The organism is Pseudonocardia phyllosphaerae (assembly GCF_046546475.1).
Lineage (GTDB): Bacteria > Actinomycetota > Actinomycetes > Mycobacteriales > Pseudonocardiaceae > Pseudonocardia > Pseudonocardia phyllosphaerae.
Genome location: NZ_JBKGXS010000007.1, coordinates 1 through 21,361 on the forward strand (window position 1 = coordinate 1; position 21,361 = coordinate 21,361).

At 76.3% G+C, this 21,361-nt stretch carries 3 protein-coding genes; all 3 read left to right on the top strand.

Features of this window, described 5'->3' with window-relative positions; all coding sequences use genetic code 11:
• The first annotated feature begins 310 nt into the window (after positions 1 to 310).
• The 3 genes from ACLE50_RS15115 (at position 311) to ACLE50_RS15125 (ending at position 21,313) form a co-directional block, all read left to right on the top strand.
• The gene (locus ACLE50_RS15115) at positions 311 to 1,720 is read left to right on the top strand and encodes a lysine N(6)-hydroxylase/L-ornithine N(5)-oxygenase family protein (protein WP_410944180.1); all 1,410 of its coding nucleotides are present in this window, start codon (positions 311 to 313) and stop codon (positions 1,718 to 1,720) included.
• Between the two features lie 78 nt (positions 1,721 to 1,798).
• A complete protein-coding gene (locus ACLE50_RS15120; protein WP_410944181.1) occupies positions 1,799 to 2,014 on the top strand; it encodes an MbtH family protein in 216 nt (71 codons plus the stop codon).
• Positions 2,015 to 2,047: 33 nt separating this feature from the next.
• Positions 2,048 to 21,313 (top strand): amino acid adenylation domain-containing protein, encoded by a 19,266-nt coding sequence (locus ACLE50_RS15125; RefSeq protein WP_410944182.1) that lies wholly within the window; start codon positions 2,048 to 2,050, stop codon positions 21,311 to 21,313.
• Positions 21,314 to 21,361: the final 48 nt, after the last annotated feature.

Consider the following 21,361-nt stretch of genomic DNA (forward strand, 5'->3'; position numbering starts at 1 on the left):
CGACGACCCTCCGACGAGGGCAGCAACGGGGCCAGACGGGCCCACTGAGCGTCGGTCAGGACAGCAGTGCGCGACACCGATCAAGCATCGCGCACCCCGATCCACCAGTTTGGGAGACACGCCCTAGGTCGCCCCGTGCTCGACGCGTCGACACCGTTTCGGGCGGACGTCGTCGTGACGCGAGGCGATTTCGCGACGCAATCGCCGGACGCCTCGTCTCAAATCGTGCGACCGTCTGGCCAAGGCGGCCTCATCTGTGGTCCAGTTAGCCTCGCCTAATGTGAGGCATGGCACCGCAGAGGGGACACCGATGGTCGACTCGATGCCACCGGACCAGCAGGACGTCGTCGACGTGATCGGGGTCGGGTTCGGTCCGTCGAATCTCGGGCTCGCAATCGCGTTGGCCGAGTACAACCAGGGCGCCGCGCCGCGGGACCGTCTCAGCGCCCGCTTCGTCGAACGTCAGGAGCAGTTCGGCTGGCACCGCGGGATGCTGATCGACGACGCGACGATGCAGGTCTCGTACCTGAAGGACCTGGTCACGTTGCGCAACCCGACCAGCGACTTCTCCTTCCTGTCCTACCTGCACGACCAGGGCCGGCTCGTCGACTTCATCAACTACGGGAGCGCGTTCCCGACCCGGCGCGAGTTCCACGACTACCTGGAGTGGGCCGCGGCGCGGTTCGACGACCAGGTGGACTACGGCGCCGAGGTCGTCAAGATCCTGCCCGTGCGCGACGGGGCCGAGGCCGTCTCGTGCCTCGAGATCGCGTACCGGCTCGCGAGCGGGCGGACGGCGCGGGTGCGAGCCCGCAACGTCGCGCTCGCGACCGGCCTATCGCCCGCCCTCCCGCGTGGCATCACGGTCGGGAAGCGGATCTGGCACAACCGGGACCTGATGTTCCGCGCCCCGGAGCTGGAGGACGCCGCGCCGCAGCGGTTTGCCGTCGTCGGGGCCGGGCAGAGCGCCGCGGAGACCGTCGACTACCTGCACCGCACGTTCCCCGACACCGAGGTCTACGCGGTGTTCGCGCGCTACGGCTACAGCCCCGCCGACGACAGCTCGTTCGCCAACCGGATCTTCGACCCGTCCGCCGTCGACGACTTCTACACCGCGCCGGACCAGGTCAAGGAGATGATCCTCGGCTACCACGCGAACACGAACTACTCGGTCGTCGATCCGGACTTGATCGACGAGCTCTACCGGCGGCACTACCACGAGAAGGTCGCGGGCGAGGAGCGGCTGAAGTTCTGCAACGTGTCCCGGGTCGCCGACGTGGTGGACCTGGACGACCGGGTGGAGCTCGCGGTGGAGTCGCTGATCGACGGGCAGCGAGAGGTGATCACCGCCGACGTGGTCGTGTACGCCACCGGATACCAGCCGGGTGACCCGTTGTGGCTGCTCGGCGGCGGTCTGCCGGAGGCGTGCGGGCGGGACGTGGCCGGACGGCTGGACGTGCGCCGCGACTACCGGGTCGGCACGCACACCCTGGCCGACGGCACCCCGGTCACGGCGGGCATCTACGTGCAGGGACCGACCGAGCACACGCACGGCATCTCCTCGACGCTCTTGTCCAACGTCGCCGTGCGCTCCGGGGAGATCGCCCGATCGATCGCCGGGACGCCGGTGACCACGGAGCCGGCGGGTGCGCCCGCCGCGGATCCGGCCGGCACGCCCGGCGCGGACCCGGCCGGAACGGCCGCCGCCGCCTCGAGCTGACCGGCGCCGAGCGCGCTGACCGGCGCATACCCCACTGACCCGAACGACACCCGTCCCGCACCGCCGCCAGGAGGCACCGTGTCCACCAACCCGTTCGACGACGAGAACGGCACGTTCCACGCGCTGGTCAACGAGGAGGGCCAGTACTCGCTGTGGCCCACGTTCGTCCCGGTGCCGGACGGGTGGGAGGTCGCGCACGGACCGGACGACCGGGCGTCCTGCCTGGAGTACGTCGAGACGCACTGGACCGACATGCGGCCGCGCAGCCTCGCCCGCCGCGTCGACGGCGCCTGACCACCTCCCCGAGACGACACCGAGAGGACGGCCATGCCCGCCGAGGGGTTCCCGCTGACCGACGCGCAGACCGAGATCGTCCTCGCCGCACGACTCCGCCCCGACGACCACGGGTTCCACATCGGCGCGCGGACCGATCTCGACGGCCCGCTCGACCCGGCACGGTTCGCCGACGCGGCGGACCGCGTCCTGGCCGCGGCCGGGACGCTGCACGTGCGGATCGTCGACGGCCCCGACGGCACCCCGCGACAGGTTCCGGTGCCCCCGTCCGGGTACGAGCTGCAGGTGGTGGACGTCGCCGACGCGCCCGACCCGGACCGCGCCGCCGACGCGGAGATCGACGCCGCGCTGTCCGCCGCGTACGACCTGGCCGTGGGACCGCTGGCCGGGCAGCGGCTGATCCGGCGCGGCTCGGACCGCTGGACCTGGCTGCTGCACGGCCACCACGCGGTGCTGGACGGCGTCTCGTTCCGCGTGCTCGTCGACGCGGTGGCCCGCGCGTACGCCGGGGAGCCGCCGGCGACGCCGCAGTGGTCACCCGCGGACCTGCTCACCGGGGACGGTGCGCCGGACGCGGACGCCGGGTACTGGCGCGACGCGCTCGCCGGGGCGCCCGATGCTGCCCGGCTGGCGCCGGGGTCCGGCACCGCGGCCCGCCGGCGGCGGACACTGACCTGGACCGACGGCGAGTGGACGGCCCTGGCCGGCGAGCTGGGCACCTCGGCGCCGCGGCTGCTGGTCGCGGCGCTCGCCGCCTACCTGCGCCGGGTCGCCGGACCGGACGACGTGCTGGCCGGGCTCGCGACCAGCGGGCGCCACCGGGGGGAGCCCGCGGTGCCCGGGATGCTCTCCGGGGTGCTGCCGCTGCGGGTGGCCGTACCGCGCACCGCGGGGCTCGCCGACCTGGTGGCCCCGGTCGCCGACGCCGTGTCCGGGATCGCCCGGCACGGCCGGACCCGGGCCGTCGACCTGCTGCGCGAGCGGGGCGTGCGGACCGCGCCCGCGGAGGCGTTCGGGACCGGGATCAACGTGCTGAGCTGGCCGTCGGCGTCCTTCGGCGGGACCAGCGGCCGGACCCGGCTGGTGCACCCCGGACCGGGCGGTGGCCTGGACCTGCTGGTCGAGCTGTACCCGGACGACGCGACGGTGACCGTCGCGCTGCTCGCGCTGCCCGGCGCGGTCACCGACGCGGAGCTGGACGCGCACGCCGCGCGATTGCGCCGCTTCCTGGACGCGTGCCTGGCTGATCCCCGCGCGCCGCTCGGGCGGGTCGACCTGCTGGACCCCGCCGAGCACGCGTCACTCGCCCGGTTCGGCGACGGCGGTCCGGTCGGACGCGCGCCCGCGACGTTCGGCGAGCTGTTCGACGAGCAGGTCCGCCGCCGTCCGGACGCGGTCGCGCTGGTGGACGGCGACACCGCGCTGACCTACGCCGAGCTGGCCGGACGGGCGGGTGCGCTCGCCCGCACGCTGGCGACGCACGGGGCCGGGCCGGGGGAGACCGTCGCCGTCGCGCTGGGCCGCTCCGCCGAGCTTGTCGTCGGACTGGTCGGCGCGATGCTGTCCGGCGCGGCCTACCTGGCCCTCGACGTGGACGCACCCGCCGAGCGGACCGACGCGATGCTCGCCGACGCGGGGCCGGTCGCGGTCGTCGGCGAGCGGGACGGGGAGATCCCGGTCGGGGACGCGATAGGCGAACCCGTCGGCGCGGGTCCGGCCGGTGTGCACGACCCGGCCTACGTCATCTACACGTCCGGGTCCACCGGACGCCCGAAGGGCGTGGTCGTCACGCACGAGGGCACCGCGAAGCTCGTCGCGACGGCCATCCGGCGGATGGCCGTCGGCCCGGACAGCGTCGTGCTGCAGTTCGCCTCGCCCGCGTTCGACGTCGCGTTCTTCGAGCTGTGCCAGGGCCTGCTGTGCGGTGGGCGGCTCGTCGTCACGCCGTCGGCGCTGCGGGTGCCGGACGCGCCGCTGATCGACCACCTGCACGCGCACGGCGTGACGCACGCGGTGCTGCCGCCGTCGCTGCTCGCGGTGCTGCCCGACGGTGTGGAGCTGCCGGATGGGCTGACGTTCCTGGCCGGCACCGAGCGCGTCTCCCCGGAGCTGGTGGCCCGGCACGCGCCCGGCCGCACGATGTTCAACGCCTACGGCCCGACCGAGACGACCGTGAACGCGACGCTCGGCGCGTGCCGCGCCGGCGCCGGCGCGGTCCCGATCGGACGTCCCGACCCCGGCGTCACCGCCACCGTGCGCGACGCCGCGCTGGCCCCGGTCCCGGTCGGCGTGCCGGGCGAGCTGTACCTCGGTGGTCACGGGGTGGCCCGTGGCTACCTGAACCGCTCGGGACTCACCGCGGAGCGGTTCGTCGCGGACCCGTCGACGCCCGGGGCGACGATGTACCGCACCGGCGACCTGGTCGCCTGGACCCCCGACGGCGAGCTGGACTTCCTCGGCCGCGCCGACGACCAGGTCAAGGTGCGCGGCCACCGGATCGAGCCCGGAGAGGTGGAGGCGGCGCTGCTGGCCCACCCGTCGGTGGACCGGGCGGTGGTCGCGCGCCGCGAGGACACCCCGGGTGACGTGCTGCTGGCGGCCTACGTCGTCGGCTCGGACCCGGACAACGACCCGGACCCGATCACGCTGCGCGCGTCGGTCGCCGACGTGCTGCCCGCACACATGGTGCCCGCCGCCGTCGTCGTGCTGCCGGAGATCCCGCTGATGCTCAACGGCAAGATCGATCGTGCGGCGCTGCCGGCGCCCGGCGCCGCGGACCGGCCGGCCGGTCACGGGCGCCCGCCGCGCACGCCCGCGGAGGAACTTCTGTGCGGTCTGGCCGCCGAGGTGCTCGGCGTCCCGGTCGGCCCGGACGACGACCTGCTGGCGGCCGGCGCGCACTCACTGTCGCTGATGCGTCTGGTCACCCGGGCCCGGGCGGTCCTGGGCGGGGAGCTGACCCTCCCGGAGATCATGGCCGCGCCGACGGTCGCGGCGGTGGCCGCCCGCTCCGCGGGCTCCGGGTCGTCTGTCCGGTCGTTTGCGCCGCGGCGCGGGCAGTCCCCGCAGGAACCGGCGCTCTCGCCGGCCCAGCTGCGGATGTGGGCGCAGACCGAGCTCGGCGCCACCACGGCGGACCGGGCCTACCTGGTGCCGATGGCCTGGCGCGTGCGCGGGCCGCTGGACGTGGACGCGCTGCGCCGCGCGCTGGCGGACCTGGCCGGGCGGCACGAGGTGCTGCGCACCGTCCTCCCGGCGCCGGACGGTGTCCCGCACCAGCGGATCCGCGACGAGATCGCGGTGCCGCTGGACGTCGAGGACGTGCCCTCCGACGGCGTCGCCGCCCGCCTGGCCGAGCTGTCCGGCACCGGGTTCGCGCTGGACGTCGAGGTACCGGTGCGGGCCACCGTGCTGCGGGTCGGGCCGGACGAGCACGTGCTGCTGCTCGTGTTCCACCACGTCGCCGTCGACGAGTGGTCGGTCCGCATCCTCTGCGACGACCTCACCGCCGCCTACGCCGCGCGGGTCGCCGGTGCGGCCCCGGACCTGCCGGAACCGGCCGTGCGGTACGTCGACGCGGCGGACTGGCAGGCCACCGAACTGGGCGCGCCGGACGACGACGCGAGCCGGGCGCACGCCCAGCTCGCCCACTGGCGTGCGGTGCTGGACGGCGCACCGGGGGAATCGGGCCTGCCGGCCACGCGGGAGCGGCCGGCCGAGCCGTCCGGCGCGGGCGGCGTCGCGGCGTTCACCGTGCCCGCCGACGTCGCCGACGGCCTGGCCCGGCTGGCTCGCGGCCGCGGCGCGACCCTGTTCTCCGCCGCGCACGCCGCCCTCGCGGCGCTGCTGGCCCGGCTCGGGTCGGACCCGGACGTCGTCGTCGGAGCACCGGTGTCGGTCCGGCCGGTGGAACAGCTCGCGGGCGTCGTCGGGTGCTTCCTGAACACCGTCGCGCTGCGCGTGGACACCGGCGACGACCCGGCGTTCGCCGTGCTGCTGGACCGGGCCCGGGACGCCGACCTGGCCGCCGTCGCGCACCAGGACGTGCCGTTCGAACGGGTGGTGGACGCGCTCGCGCCGGACCGGGTGCCGGGCAGGCACCCGCTGTTCCAGACCGCACTCGTGGTCTCGCACGGCGACGAGTGCTCCGGCTTCGCGCTCGCCGGCGCCCGCACCGCGCCGGAGCCGCTGCCGTGGACCACCGCGAAGTTCGACCTCACTGTGCACCTGCGCACCGCCGAGCGCTCCGGCGCGCTGCACGGGCTGGTGGAGTACGCCGCCGACCTGTTCGACGAGCCGGACGCGATGGCGATCGGACGACGGCTGGCGGCCGTGCTCACACAGGTCGTCGCGGACCCGTCGGTGCACGTCGGCGCGCTGGACGTGCTCGACGACGACGAGCGGTCCCGCGCGCTCGCGGCACCGTCCCCGGTACCGCTGGGGAAGATCCGCACGCTCGCCGGGCGGGTGCGCGCGATGGCGTCCGAGCACCCGGACGCGACGGCCGTCGTCGCCGGGCAGGAGCGGCTGACCCACGCCGAGCTGGACCGGAGCTCCGCGGAGCTGGCCGCGCGGCTGGCCGAGCGCGGCGCCGGGCCGGGCACGCTGGTCGCCGTCGCGCTGCGGCGGACCGCCCGGCTGGCGCAGGCGCTGCTGGCGGTGACCCGCACCGGCGCCGGGTACCTGCCGCTGGACCCGGCGCACCCGGCCGACCGGATCTCCTACGTGCTCGACGACGCGAAGCCGGTGCTGCTGCTCACCGAGTCCGGTGTGGACCTCGCAGGTCCCGCGGACCTGCCGGTGCTGCTGGTCGACGACCCGGCGTCCGACCCGGCACCGTCGGCGCCCGCCCGGTCCGGCGAGCCGGATCCCGAGGACGTCGCGTACGTGATCTACACGTCCGGCTCGACCGGCCGTCCGAAGGGCGTGCCGGTCCCGTTCCGGGCGGTGCTCGGCCTGCTCGACGCCGCGGCGCGGTGCTTCGAGCTCGACCACACCGACGCCTGGACGCTGTTCCACTCCGCCGCGTTCGACTTCTCCGTGTGGGAGCTGTGGGGACCGCTGACCACCGGTGGGCGGGTCGTCGTGGTGGACACCGAGACCGTCCGCTCGCCGGAGGCGTTCCGCGCTCTGCTGGCCGCCGAGCGGATCACCGTGCTGAGCCAGACGCCGTCGGCGTTCGCCCGGATCGCGGACACCGGCCCGGACGGGCTCGCGCTGCGCTACGTCGTGTTCGGCGGCGAGGCACTCGACCCGCGACGGCTGCGCCGCTGGTTCGGTCCCGGTGCCCCGCGCATGGTGAATATGTACGGGATCACCGAGACCACCGTGCACGTGACCGTGCTGGAGCTGACCGAGGCGGACACCGAGCGCGGGGGCTCGCCGGTCGGGGACGCGCTGCCCGGCCTGCGGATCCGGCTCCTGGACGCCGCGCTGCGGCCGGTCCCGGCCGGCGTGGTCGGGGAGATCCACGTCTGCGGGACGCAGCTGGCCCGCGGCTACCTCGGCCGCCCGGGCCTCACCGCCGGGCGGTTCGTCCCGGACCCGTGGGGCGCGCCGGGGACGCGCATGTACCGCAGCGGCGACCTCGGCCGGTGGCGTGCGGACGGCACGCTGGAGTTCCTCGGCCGCGGCGACGACCAGGTGTCGCTGCGCGGGCACCGGATCGAGCCCGGCGAGGTCGAGACGGCGCTGCTGGCCGCCTCCGGCGTCGAGCGTGCGGCGGTCGTGCTGCGCGAGGACGAGCCGGGCCGGCCGATGCTCGTCGGGTACGTGGTCGGCGACGCGGACCCGTCCGTCCTGCGCGACGGGCTCGCGTCCCGGCTGCCCGAGTACATGGTCCCGGCCGCCGTCGTCGGAGTCCCGGAGCTACCGCTGACCGTCAACGGGAAGCTGGACCGGCGCGCGCTGCCCGCGCCGGACTTCGCGGCGGCCACGTCGGCGACGGCGCCCCGCGACGCCCGCGAGGAGGCGCTGTGCGCGGTGTTCGCCGACGTCCTGGGCCTGCCCGGGGTCGGCGTGGACGACGACTTCTTCGTGTTGGGCGGGGACAGCATCGTCGCGATCCAGCTGGCGAACCGCGCGCGCCGCGCCGGGGTGCCGGTCTGCGCGCGCGAGGTGTTCCTGCGCCGCACCCCGGCCGGGCTCGCCGCGGCGGCGGGACCGGCGCCGGAGCCGGTCGGTGCGGACGTGACGGCGGACGTGACGGCTGTGACGTCGGAGGAGGGCGACGTCGCGCCGCTGCCGATCGTGACCCGGTTCGCCGGCTGGGGCGGGCCGATCGACCGGTTCAACCAGGCGATGCTCGTGCAGACCCCGGCGGAGGCGACCGCCGAGCGGCTGACGTCGGTGCTGCAGGCGGTGTGCGACCGGCACGCCGCGCTGCGGCTGCGCCTGCACCGGCACGCCGACGGCGTGTGGTCGCAGGAGATCGGGCCGTCGCGTCCGGTGGACGCCGCGGTCCGGGTGGACGCCCGCGGCCTGGACGGCGACGCGCTGCGGGCGCGGATCGCGGCCGAGTCGGACGCCGCCGCGGACCGGCTGGACCCGGACGCCGGGACGACGCTGGCCGCGGTCTGGTTCGACGCGGGCGACCGGCCCGGCCGATTGCTGCTCGTGGTCCACCATCTCGCCGTCGACGGCGTGTCCTGGCGGATCTTGTTCGACGACCTCGCCCACGCCTGGTCCGGCGACGCGCCGGAACCGGTCGGGACGTCGCTGCGCGCGTTCGGCCGGCTGGTCGCCGAGCAGGCCGCGAGCGGGTCCCGGCTCGCCGAGCTCGACCACTGGACGGACGTGCTCGCCCCCGGCGCCGGGCTGCTCGACGGCCCAGCCACACCCGCGACGGTCGGGCAGACACGCCGGGTGACGGTCACCCTCGGCGTCGACGAGACCCGCCCGCTGCTCACCACGATCCCGGCCGCGGCCGGCGCCGACGTCACCGACGTGCTGCTCGCGGCGCTGGCCGCGGCCGCCGGCCGGATGCGCGGCGCGCCCGCTGAGCTGCTCGTCGACCTCGAACGGCACGGCCGTGACGAGCTCGCCCCGGGTGTCGACCTGTCCCGGACGCTGGGCTGGTTCACCGCGATCGCCCCGCTGCGGCTGCCGGCCGCGACCGACGCCGGTCCGGTGGTGCGGGAGATCCACGACCGCGCGGGCGCGGCGCCCGACGGCGGTGCGGGCTACGGCATGCTCCGCTACGGCAACGTCGCCGCCGCCGCGGCGCTGGAACGCGGCGCCGAGCCGCAGCTGCTGGTCAACTACCTCGGCCGCGTCGGGGTCGCGCACCGCGGGGACTGGGCACCCGCCCCGGAGGGCGACGCGATCACCGCCCGGCCGGACCCGGCGATGGGGGCGCCGTACCCGCTGGAGATCAACGCGGTGACCACGGACACCGCCGACGGCCCGTCCCTGTCGGCGACCGTCACGCACACCCCGGACCTGTCCACCCACGACGCGGACGCGTTCGCCGAGGCGTTCGCCCACGCGCTGCGCGAGCTGGCCGCGGCCGGGCCAGACGCGGTGCCCCCGCGCGCGGCCGACCTCGACCTGGTGGCGCTGGACGACGACGGCCTGGCGCGGGTCGTCGCGACCGCCGGGATGCCGGTGGCCGACGTGTGGCCGCTCTCGCCGCTGCAGGAGGGTCTGTTCTTCCAGGCCGGCCTGACCGCGGGCGCCGCGGACGTCTACACCGTGCAGAACCTCTTCGATCTCGACCACCGGCTGGACGTCGACCGGCTGCGGGCCGCGCTCGGCGCGCTGCTGGACGGGCACCCGACGCTGCGTGCCGGGTTCACCGACGACGGCCTGGACGCCCCGGTCCAGTTCGTCGCCCGCCCGGGCCACGAGCGGGTCGCCGCCGCGGTCACCGAGCTCCCCACCCCGGCCGACGGGGCGGACGCCGAGACCGCCCGGCAGCGCACGGTGCCGTTCGACCTGGCCGACCCGCCCGCGCTGCGCCTGACCGTGCTGCGCGACGCGGGCGGGCCCGGCCGCGACCGGCTGCTGCTGCACTACCACCTGCTGCTCTGCGACGGCTGGTCCCGCGAGCTGATCATCAACCGGCTGTTCGCGCTGTACGCGGGTGAGGACGTCCCGTCCGATGGCGACGGGTTCCGTCGCTACCTGCGCTGGTTCGCCGACCGCAACCGGGATGCCGCGGTGGACGCCTGGCGCGGTGCGTTCGCCGGGTTCACCGAGCCGACGATCGTCGCGCACGGCCCGGTCACGCCGGACGGCGCGCTGCCGCGCCAGCTGCGCCGGGACACCGACGCCGAGCGGACCGCCGCGCTGCACGCCGTCGCGCGACGGGCCGGCGTCCCGCTGAACAGCCTGCTCACCGGCGCGCTCGGGCTCGCGCTGGCCGGGGTTGCCGGGCGCACCGACGTCGCGTTCGGCACCACCGTGGCCGGGCGCCCGGACGAGGTCGAGGGCCTCGACACGGTGATCGGGCTGTTCCTGAACACCGTGCCGGTGCGGGTCACGCTCGACCCGCAGGAGGGCGCGCACGCGCTCGCGGCGCGGCTGCGCGACGAGTGGGTCGCGCTGATGGAGCACGACTTCCTGGACCTCGGCACGATCCAGCGCGCCACCGGGCACCCGCAGCTGTTCGACACGCTGTTCGTGCTGCAGAACTTCGTCGCCGAGGACACGTTCACCGCGTTCGAGCGACGGCACGGCATCGTCGCCTCGCACGCCGTCGACGCCACGCAGTACCCGGTCGTGCTGCTCGTGCACCCGGGAACCCGGCTGAACGTGCGCCTCGAGTACCGGCCGGACGTCGTTGACGAGACGACCGCGCACGCCCTGCTGGACCGCTTCCACCGGATCGTCGACGCGCTCGCCTCCGGGGTCGACGACGCGGTCGCCACGCTGGCCCGCACCGCGGGCGCGGCCGGGTCCGCGGACGGCGGATCGGGACGGACCGCCGAGATCGGCGTCGAGACCGTCGCCGACCTGCTGCGCTCCCGCAGCGCCCTGGTCGGCGACGAGGTCGCCGTCGTCTGCGGCGACGAGCGGGTCACCTACGCAGAGCTGCAGTCCAGGGTGGACGGGCTCGCCCGCGCGCTGCACGAGCGCGGGGCGGGCCCGGAACGGGTCGTCGCGCTCGGCCTGCCCCGCTCGGTCGACTCGGTGGTCGCGCTGTTCGCCGTGCTGTGCACCGGCGCGGCGTACCAGCCCCTGGAGCTCGACCACCCGACCGAGCGGCTCACCGAGCTGCTCGACGACACCGGCCCGGCGGTGCTGGTCGCCACGCGCGAGGTGGCGGACCGGCTGGGCACCGCGCTGACGTGGGTGGACCCGGCGGACCACCGCCACGGCGACCCGCTGACCTCCGACGAGCTGGGCGTGTTCGCCGCGTCGAACCCGCACCGGCTGGAGCACCCCGCCTACGTGATCCACACGTCCGGCTCGACCGGGCGTCCCAAGGGCGTGGTCACCCCGTACCGCGGGCTGACGAACATGCAGCGCAACCACCGCGCGGAGATCTTCGGCCCGGCGCTGGCCGCGGCCGGCGGTCGGCGGCTGCGGGTCGCGCACACCGTGTCGTTCGCGTTCGACATGTCCTGGGAGGAGCTGCTCTGGCTGGTCGAGGGCGGCGAGGTGCACGTCTGCGACGAGGAGCTGCGTCGCGACGCGCACGCGCTGGTCCGGCACTGCCACACGCACGCGGTCGACGTGGTCAACGTGACCCCAACTTACGCGGCCGCGCTGTTCGAGGAGGGACTGCTGGACCCGGACGGGCACGTGCCCGGCCTGGTCATGCTCGGCGGCGAGGCGGTGTCCACCGCGGTGTGGGATCGGCTGCGCGAATACGACGGCACGGTCGGCTACAACCTCTACGGTCCGACCGAGTACACGATCAACACTCTCGGCGGCGGCACCGACGACTCGGTCACCCCGACCGTCGGGCGGCCGGTGCACAACACCCGGGCCGTCGTGCTCGACCCGTGGCTCGCGCCGGTCGACGACGGCGTGCCCGGCGAGCTGTACATCGCCGGGGCCGGCCTGGCCCGCGGCTACCTGGACCGGCCGGGCCTGACCGCGGAGCGGTTCGTCGCGGACCCGGGCGAGCCGGGCGGGCGGATGTACCGCACCGGCGACCTCGTCCGGTGCAGGCCGGGGACCTGGGACGACGAGCGCGGCCCGATCCTGGACTACCTCGGCCGGACCGACGACCAGGTCAAGATCCGCGGTCACCGGGTGGAGCCGGGCGAGGTGGCGGCGCACCTGGACGGGCACCCGGGCGTCGCCCGCTCGGCCGTCGTCGCGGCCGCGGAGCCGGGCACCGGGGCGGTGCGGCTGGTCGCCTACGTCGTGCCCGCCCCGGCCACCGACGACGCCCGCGCGGGTGTCGAGGCCGCCCAGCTCGGCGAGTGGGAGGAGATCTACGCCGACGAGTACCGGCGGATCCCGACCGCCGTGTTCGCCGAGGACTTCTCCGGCTGGGACTCCTCGGCGACCGGGGAACCGATCCCGCTGGAACAGATGCGCGAGTGGCGCGCGGAGACGGTCCGGCGGATCCGGGAGCTGCGCCCGCAGCGGATCCTGGAGATCGGGGTGGGCACCGGGCTGCTGCTCGGCGAGCTGGCCCCGGACGCCGAGGCATACGTCGGCACCGACCTGGCCGCGCCGATCGTCGCGAAGCTGCGCACCGAGCTCGCCCGCGACCCCCGGTTCTTGCACGTCGAGCTGTCCGTGCGGCCCGCGCACGACCTGCCGGACGGCCGCTTCGACACGATCGTGATCAACTCGGTGGTGCAGTACTTCCCGGGGGCGGACTACCTGGCCCGGGTGCTGCACGGGGCGCTGGGCCTGCTCGAGCCCGGCGGTCGGGTGGTCGTCGGCGACGTGCGCCACCTCGGCACGCTCGCCGCGTTCCACGCCGAGAACCTGGCCGCCCGCTCGGATCCGACGCCGGTCGAGCGCGCCGTCGCGCTGGAGAAGGAGCTGCTGCTCGCCCCCGAGTTCTTCGCCGGGCTCGGGGTGCCGGTGTCGGTACGGACCAAGCGTGGCCGGTACCGCAACGAGCTGACCGCCCACCGCTACGACGTGGTGCTGCACGACCCGGCGGCGGACGTCGTCGACGTCGCCGGGCTGCCGACGGTGCCCTGGTCGGGCACCCTGCCGGACGGGCCGGTGCGGGTCGTCGGCGTGCCGGACCGGCGCCTGGGCGGCGACGGGCCCGAGCAGGAGGACCTGTTCGGGGCCGGTGGCGACCCGACGGGTCAGGAGGACCCGGCCGCGGGCCAGGCGCCGGTCGCGGTCACCTGGGGTGAGCCCGGCCAGCTGGAGGTCGTGGTCGGCGCCGGCGCGGACCCGGCGCGCTGGGTCGGGGTCTACCGGCCGCGCGACGGCGTCGCGCAGGCGAACGACCCGGGCGCCGCCCGGGCGGGCGCCGAGCTGGTCGCGACGCTGCGCTCCGACCTCGGCGACGCGTTGCCGTCGCACCTCGTACCGGCCGCGTTCGTGCTCGTGGACGACCTGCCGCTGACGCCGAACGGCAAGCTCGACGTGGCCGCGCTGCCGGCCGCCGACGCCCCGGTCGTCGGCGGGACGCGCCCGCCGGAGGGCCCGGTGGAGGAGGCGCTCTGCGCGCTGTTCGCCGAGGTGCTCGGCGTCGGCGAGGTGGGCGCCGGGGACGACTTCTTCGCGCTCGGCGGGCACTCGCTGCTGGCCACCCGGATCGTGTCCCGCGCCCGGACCGCGCTCGGCGCCGAGCTGGCTATCCGGGATCTGTTCGAGGCCCCGACCGTGGCCGAGCTGGCCGAACGGGTCGGGGGCGCGGCCGGGGGGACCGGCCCGTCGCGGCCCGCACTGGAACCCGGCCCGCGCCCGGACCGGGTACCGCTCTCCCCGGCCCAGCAGCGGCTGTGGTTGGTGGACCGCCTCGGTGGCGAGGCCGCCGTCGCCTACAACTACCCGTTCGCGCTGCGCCTGCACGGCACCCCGGACCTCGACGCCGTCGCGGCCGCGCTGGCCGACGTCGCGGATCGGCACGAGATCCTGCGCACCACCGTCGCCGAGCACGACGGCGTCGGGTACCAGCACGTGCGTCCGCGGGCCGGGACACTGCTGGAGGTCGAGGACTGCGCGCCGGACGCGGTGCGCGAGCGGGTCGCCGCGCTGGCCGCCGTCCCGTTCGACCTGGCCGTCGACGTGCCGCTGCGCGCGACCCTGCTGAGGGTCGCGCCGGACGAGTGCGTCCTGGTCCTGGTGCTGCACCACATCGCGACCGACGAGTGGTCCGACGGGCCGCTGTTCGCGGACCTGGACGCCGCCTACGCCGCCCGCGCGGCGGGCCGCCCACCCGGCTGGGAGCCGCTGCCGGTGCAGTACGCGGACTACACGCTCTGGCAGGGCGAGCTGCTCGACGCCGTGGCGGACGGGCAGCTGGACCACTGGCGCAGCGCGCTGGCCGGGCTGCCGACGGAGATCGAGCTGCCGACCGACCGAGACCGCCCCGCGGTGCGCGACGGGCGCGGCGCCCGCGCCGTGGTGCCGCTGCCGGCGACCGTCGTCGAGCCGCTGCGGGCGCTGTGCGCCGAGCGCGGGGTCAGCATGTCGATGCTCGTGCACGCGGCCACCGCAGCACTGCTGCACCGCCTCGGGGCGGGCGAGGACATCCCGCTCGGCGTGCCGGTGGCCGGTCGCTCCGACGACGCGATGGGCGCGAGCATCGGGTTCTTCGTGAACACGCTGGTGCTGCGCAGCGACCTGTCCGGGGACCCGTCGTTCGGCGAGCTGCTCAGCCGCACCCGCGCGACCGACCTGGCCGCGTTCGACCACGCCGACGTGCCGTTCGAGCACGTCGTCGAGGCACTGGCGCCACCCCGCGCGGCCGGGCGCAACCCCCTGTTCCAGGTGATGAGCGGCTACCACCGCCGCCCCGGGTCCGAACGCCGCGAGCTGTTCGGGCTGCCGGTCGGGTGGCTGGACGACGACGTCCGGCACGCGAAGTTCGACCTGCACGTCACGGCCGTCGAACAGGAGGACACCGGCGCCGTCACGCTGGTGCTCGACCACGCCACCGACCGCACCGACCCGGCCACCGGCGAGCGGCTGGTGCGACGCCTGGCCCGGCTGCTGGAGATCGTCGCCGACGACCCGGACCGGCCGCTCGGCCTGGTCGACCTGCTCGCCGACGACGAGCGCGCGACGCTGGCCGCGGAGCACGACACCGTCCACCCGGTCCCGGACGCGACGCTGCCCGAGCAGTTCGCGGAGCAGGTCGCCCGCACGCCGGACGCGCCCGCGCTGGTCGCCGACGACGGCGCGCTGCGGCTGACCTACGCCGAGCTGGACGCCCGCGTCGATCAGGCGGCCGCCCTGCTGGACGACCGCGGTGTCCGGCCCGGGGACGTCGTGGCGGTGCGGCTGCCCCGCTCGGCCGAGCTGGTGGTCGCGCTGCACGCCGTGCACCGGGTCGGTGCCGCGTACCTCCCGGTGGGCACCGACCTGCCGGACGAGCGGGTCGAGTTCATGCTCGGCGACGCCCGCCCGGCCTGCGTGCTGACCGTCGAGGACATGGCCGCCGCGCAGAGCGCGGCGGATCCCGGGCGCGCGGACCGGCCGGCGCCGCCGCCCGAGGCGTCCGCGTACGTGCTCTACACGTCCGGGTCGACCGGGAAGCCGAAGGGCGTGGTCGTGTCGCACCGCGCGATCGCGAACCGGATCGCCTGGATGCAGGACACCTACCGGCTGACCGGCGCCGACCGGGTGCTGCAGAAGACCCCGGCCAGCTTCGACGTCTCGGTGTGGGAGTTCTTCTGGCCGCTGACCTGCGGCGCCGTGCTCGTCGTCGCGGCGCCGGACGGGCACCGCGACGCCGAGTACCTGGCCGGGCTGATCGAGTCCGAGCAGGTCACGCTGCTGCACTTCGTCCCGTCCATGCTGGACGCGTTCGTCACCGCGCTGGACGGGCCGGGGCGGTGCGCGAGCCTGCGCCAGGTCGTCTGCTCCGGGGAGGCGCTCGGCGGGCCGCTGTCCGCCCGCGCGCTGGACGTGCTGGGCGCCCCGGTGGACAACCTGTACGGGCCCACCGAGGCCGCGGTCGACGTCAGCCGGTTCGCCGTCGTCGACCCCGGGATCGGCGACGTCCCGATCGGCCGTCCGGTCTGGAACACCCGGCTGCACGTCCTCGACGCGCACCTGGCTCCGGTGCCGCCGGGCGTGCCCGGCGAGCTCTACCTGGCCGGGGTCCAGCTCGCCGACGGCTACCTGGCCCGCCCCGGGCTGACCGCGTCCCGGTTCGTCGCGGACCCGGCGGGCGGCCCGGGGGAGCGGCTGTACCGGACCGGTGACCGGGCCCGTCGCCGCGTGGACGGCGTCGTGGAGTTCCTAGGGCGCACCGACGACCAGGTCAAGCTGCGCGGGTTCCGGATCGAGCTCGGCGAGGTGGCCGCGGCGCTGGCCGCCTGCGACGGCGTCGAGCGGGCCGTCGCCGACCTGCGCGGCGACCGTCTCGTCGGGTACGTGGTGCCGGGCGGCGGCGCCGGCGACGTCGGAGACCTGCGGGAACGGCTGCGAGCGACGCTGCCCGAGCACATGGTGCCGGCCACCGTCGTGGAGCTGGACGCGATGCCGGTCACCGTGCACGGCAAGCTCGACCGGGCGGCACTGCCGGATCCCGCGACGCCCGCGGGCGGCGGCGGGCGGTCGCCACGGCCGGGCGCCGAGGCGCGGCTGTGTGCCGCCGTCGCCGAGGTGCTGGACCTGCCGGTGGACGCGGTCGGACCGGACGACGACTTCTTCGCCCTCGGCGGCCACTCGCTGACCGCCATCCGGCTGGTCGCCCGCCTGGGCGCCGAGCGGGACGCCCGGGTACCGCTGCGGGCCGTGTTCGACGCCCCGACCCCGGCCGGGCTGCTCGCACTGCTCGACCGGTCCGACGGGCCCGAGGTGTCCGACCGGCCGGCGTTCGTGCCGGTCCCGCGCCCCGAGGTGGTGCCGCTGCCGGCGTCCGCGCGCCGGATGTGGATGCACCAGCAGCTGCGCCCGCAGGACCCGACCTACCACATCCCGCTCGCGTTCCGGCTGCGCGGACCGCTCGACGTGGACGCGCTGCGCGCGGCCGTCCGGGACCTCGTTCTCCGGCAGGACGCGCTGCGCTCGGTCGTCGGGACGGACGCCGCCGGCGAGCCGGTGGCGCGGCTGCTGGAGCCGGACGCCGTCCCGGTCATCGAGCGCGCCGTCACCGAGGAGTCCCTGGACGCCGAGCTGACCGCGGCCGTGCGGGAGCCGTTCGCGCTGGACCGGGAGCCGCCGCTGCGGGTGCACGTGCTCCGGCTCGGCGTCGACGGCGCCGACGGCGCCCAGGAGGCCGTGCTGCTGCTCGTCGTGCACCACGTCGCGACCGACGAGTGGTCCACCGGCCCGCTGCTGGACGACCTGACCGCGGCGTACGCGGCGCGACGGGCGGGCACCGACCGGGACCTGCCCCCGCTCCGGGCCGGGTACCACGACCACGCCCTGTGGCAGCGCGACGTGCTGGACCGGGTCGGCGCCGACCAGGCCGCGTACTGGACGCACCGGCTGGCCGGTGCGCCGGAGGAGCTCGCGCTGCCCTACGACCGGGCCCGCCCGGCCGAACCGGGCCACGCGGGCGACGAGGTCGACGTGATGCTGGACGCCGCGCTCGCCGGGCGCCTGCGGGCGGTGGCCGCGGCCCGCGGGGTGAGCGTGTTCATGCTGGTGCACGCCGCGACGGCGGTCCTGCTCGGCGCCGTCGGCGGCGGCACGGACGTGCCGGTCGGCACCCCGGTCTCCGGCCGCGCTGACCCGGCCCTGGACCGGACCGTGGGCTTCTTCCTGAACACGCTCGTGCTGCGTACCGACCTGTCCGGCAACCCGACGTTCGGTGAGCTCCTGGACCGGGTCCGGGCCACCGACCTGGAGGCGTTCGACCACCAGGACCTGCCGTTCGAGCAGGTGGTGTCCGCCGTCGCACCGGCCAGGGCGGCGGCCCGCCACCCGCTGTTCCAGGTGATGGTGGTGCACCTGCCGGGTGCCGGCGAGGCCCCGTCGTTCGACGGCGTGGACGCCCGGCCGGTCCGGGTGCACCGCGGCGTCGCGACGTTCGACCTCTCGGTCAACGTGGGCGACACCGCGGACGGTCCTGACGGGAGCGGCATGTCGGTGACGCTCGAGTACTCCCGTGACCTGTTCGACCGGGCCACCGTCGAGGGTCTCGCCGCCCGGTTCGAGCGCGTCCTGCGCGCGGTGGCCGACGACGCGGACGTCCGTCTCTCCGCCGTCGACGTGCTGGATCCCGGCGAGCGGGCGCGGGTGCTGGGGGAGTGGAACGCGACCGAGGTCGAGGTGCCCGGCGACACGCTGCCCGGGATGGTGGCCCGCCGGATCGCCGAACGCCCGGACGCCGTCGCGGTCACCGGGCCGCACGGCACGCTCACCTACGCCGGGTTCGGCGACCTCGTCGAGCGGATCGCCGCGCTGCTGCACGCGCACGGCGTCGGCCGCGGGGACGTCGTCGCGCTGCTGGTGCCGCGCTCGCCGGAGTCGGTGGCGGCGGCCGTCGCCACCACCCGGCTCGGCGCCGCGTTCCTGGCGCTGGACCCGGACCTGCCCGCGGACCGGTTGTCCTACATGCTCGACGACTCCGGGGCCCGGCTCGCGCTGGTCCGCGGCACCGCGACCGTGGCGGGGTGCCCCGTCGTCGACGTCGGGGACGCCGCGCACGAGCATCCGCCCGCCCCGCCGATGCCACCGATCGGTGCCGCCGACCCCGCCTACGTGATCTACACCTCCGGCTCCACCGGCCGCCCCAAGGGCGTCGTGGTGCCGCACGACGGGATCCCGAGCCTGGTCGCGACGGCCGAACACCGGATGGGCGTGGACCGGGACAGCCGGGTGCTGCACTTCGCGTCGCAGGGGTTCGACGTGACCGTGTTCGAGCTGTCCATGGCGCTGTGCAGCGGTGCCCGGCTGGTGCTGCCGCCGGACGGGGCCCGGACCGCGGGGCGCGAGCTCACCGACCTGATCGCCGACGAGGGCGTCACGCACGCGATCCTGCCGCCCGCGCTGGTGGCCGCGCTGCCGTCGGGTGCGACGCTGCCCGAGGGCCTGGTCGTGCTCGTCGGCACCGAGACCGTGCCGCCGGAGCTGATCCGGCGGTGGGCCGGTCACCTGCGGCTGTTCGCCGCGTACGGGCTGACCGAGGCGACCGTCAACTCCACGCTGTGGGACGCGCGGCCGGACCGTCCGGGCCCGGTGCCGATCGGCGTGCCGGACCCGAACACGCGTGTGTACGTGCTCGACGACTTCCTGCGTCCGCTGCCGCCGGGTGCGGTCGGCGAACTGTACGTCGCGGGCCGCGGGCTGGCCGCCGGGTACCTCGGGCGCCCGGGGCTGACCGCGGAGCGGTTCCTGGCGAACCCGTTCGGTCCCGGCCGGCTGTACCGCACCGGTGACCTGGCCCGGTGGGCCCCGGACGGCGTCGTGGTCCACCTCGGCCGCGCCGACGACCAGGTCAAGATCCGCGGTTTCCGGATCGAGCTGGGCGAGGTCGAGTCCGCGCTGCGGGCGCAGCCGGGCGTCGCGCAGGCGGCGGTCGCGGTCCGGCGGGCCGGCGGCACCGCCCGGCTCGACGGGTACGTCGTCGGGGAGCCGGGCCTGGAACCGGGCACCCTGCGCGAGGCTCTGGCGGGGACGCTGCCGGACTACATGGTCCCGGCTACGGTGACGGTGCTGGACGCGGACCTGCCGACCGGCGCGTCCGGGAAGGTGGACCGCCGCCTGCTGCCGGAGCCGGACGTCACGACGGCCGGGCGCCCGCCCGCCACCGCCGCCGAGCAGCTCGTCGCCGATCTCGTCGCGGACCTGCTGGGCCTGTCCTCCCTCGGCGCGGACGACGACCTGTTCGCCCTCGGCGCGGACAGCCTCGTCGTGATGCGCCTGGTCGGCGGGCTGCGCGCGCGGGGCCACGCCCTCACCCCGGCCGCGGTGACCGCCCGGCCGACGGTGTCCGCGCTCGCCGCGCAGCTGGGCGAGCCGGACCCGGAGCTCGCTGCGCCCGTCGACCCGTCGGCCGCGCTCGGCGAGGCGCCCCCGACCCCGGCACTGGCCGACCTGGTGGCGACGCCGGGCGCGGTGGACGGGTTCGGGTCACCGGTCCTGGTCCAGACGCCCGCGGGCACCGGGCACGGCGAGGTGACGGCCGCACTGGCGGCCGTCGTGGCCGCGCACCCGGTGCTGGGCGCCCGGCTCGACACCGGCACCGGCGCGCTGCACGTGCCGCCGCCGGACGGGCCGCCGGTGCGGCGGGTCGACGCCCGCGGCTGGCCGGACGCGCGGCTGCGGGCCGCCGTGCTCTTTGAGGCCTACGAGCTCGCCGCCGGGCTCGTCCCGGAGGCCGGGCGGATGCTCGGCGCCGTCTGGTTCGACGCGGGCCAGGGCGAACCCGGACGGCTGCTGCTCGTGGCGCACCACGCCGTCGTCGACGGGGTGTCCTGGCGGGTGCTGCTGGACGACCTGGCGTCGGCCGCCCGCGGCGACACCCCGGCCCCGGAGCCGCTGCCGTACCGCGGGTGGGCCCGCGGGTTGGCGGCCACCGTGCCGGCGCACGAGCCGGAGGCCCCGTACTGGCGCGAGCTGCTCGCCGCCGGGTGCCCGGTCCCGGGCGGGGACCGTCCGCCGGGCCCTGGCCGGCCGGTGACCGTGCGCCGGACGCTGCCGGCCGACCTGACCGCCGCCGTGCTCCGCGGCCCGGCCGGGCCGGACCACGTGATGCTCGCGGCGCTCGCGCACGCTGTCGGGTCGCCGCTGGTGGTGGGCCTGCAGGCGCACGGCCGGGACGACGTCCCCGACGCGGGCGACGCGTCCCGGACGGTCGGCTGGCTGGGCGGGCTGACCCCGGTCGCGCTGAACGTGACCGGGCTCGACCCGGCCGGCTCGGCGCGGGCAGTGACCGAGCAGGTCCGGGCGGTGCCGGGCGGCGGCGTCGGCTACCGGGTGCTGCGGCACCTGTCGTCGCACCTGGACGACGCGCCCGACCCGCTCGTCTACGTCAACTACGAGGGCCGGTTCGCCCGTCCCTCGGCGACGCCGTGGGCGGCCGCCCCGGAGGCCGATGAGGTGTTCGCGCAGTGGGGTGACGAGCGGCCCTCGCCGTTCCGGCTCTCGCTGATCGCGCGGACGGCGGACCGGGCCGACGGGCCGCGCCTGCTCGTCTGGTGGACGGCGGGTGCGGGCGGCCCGGACGCGGACCGGGTGGGGGCGATCGCGGACGCGTGGCGGGCTGCGCTGGAGAAGATTATCCGGCCGTTGATGGAGTTCGACTGATTAGTGAAGCTGTCCTGACTTCAGGATCGGCTGTCTTCGACGAGAGCG

What these genes read in the sequence shown, in the direction of transcription:
- ACLE50_RS15115 (WP_410944180.1), top strand. Translation starts at nt 311, where the DNA reads ATGGTCGACTCGATGCCACCGGACCAGCAGGACGTCGTCGACGTGATC.
- ACLE50_RS15125 (WP_410944182.1), top strand. Translation starts at nt 2,048, where the DNA reads ATGCCCGCCGAGGGGTTCCCGCTGACCGACGCGCAGACCGAGATCGTC.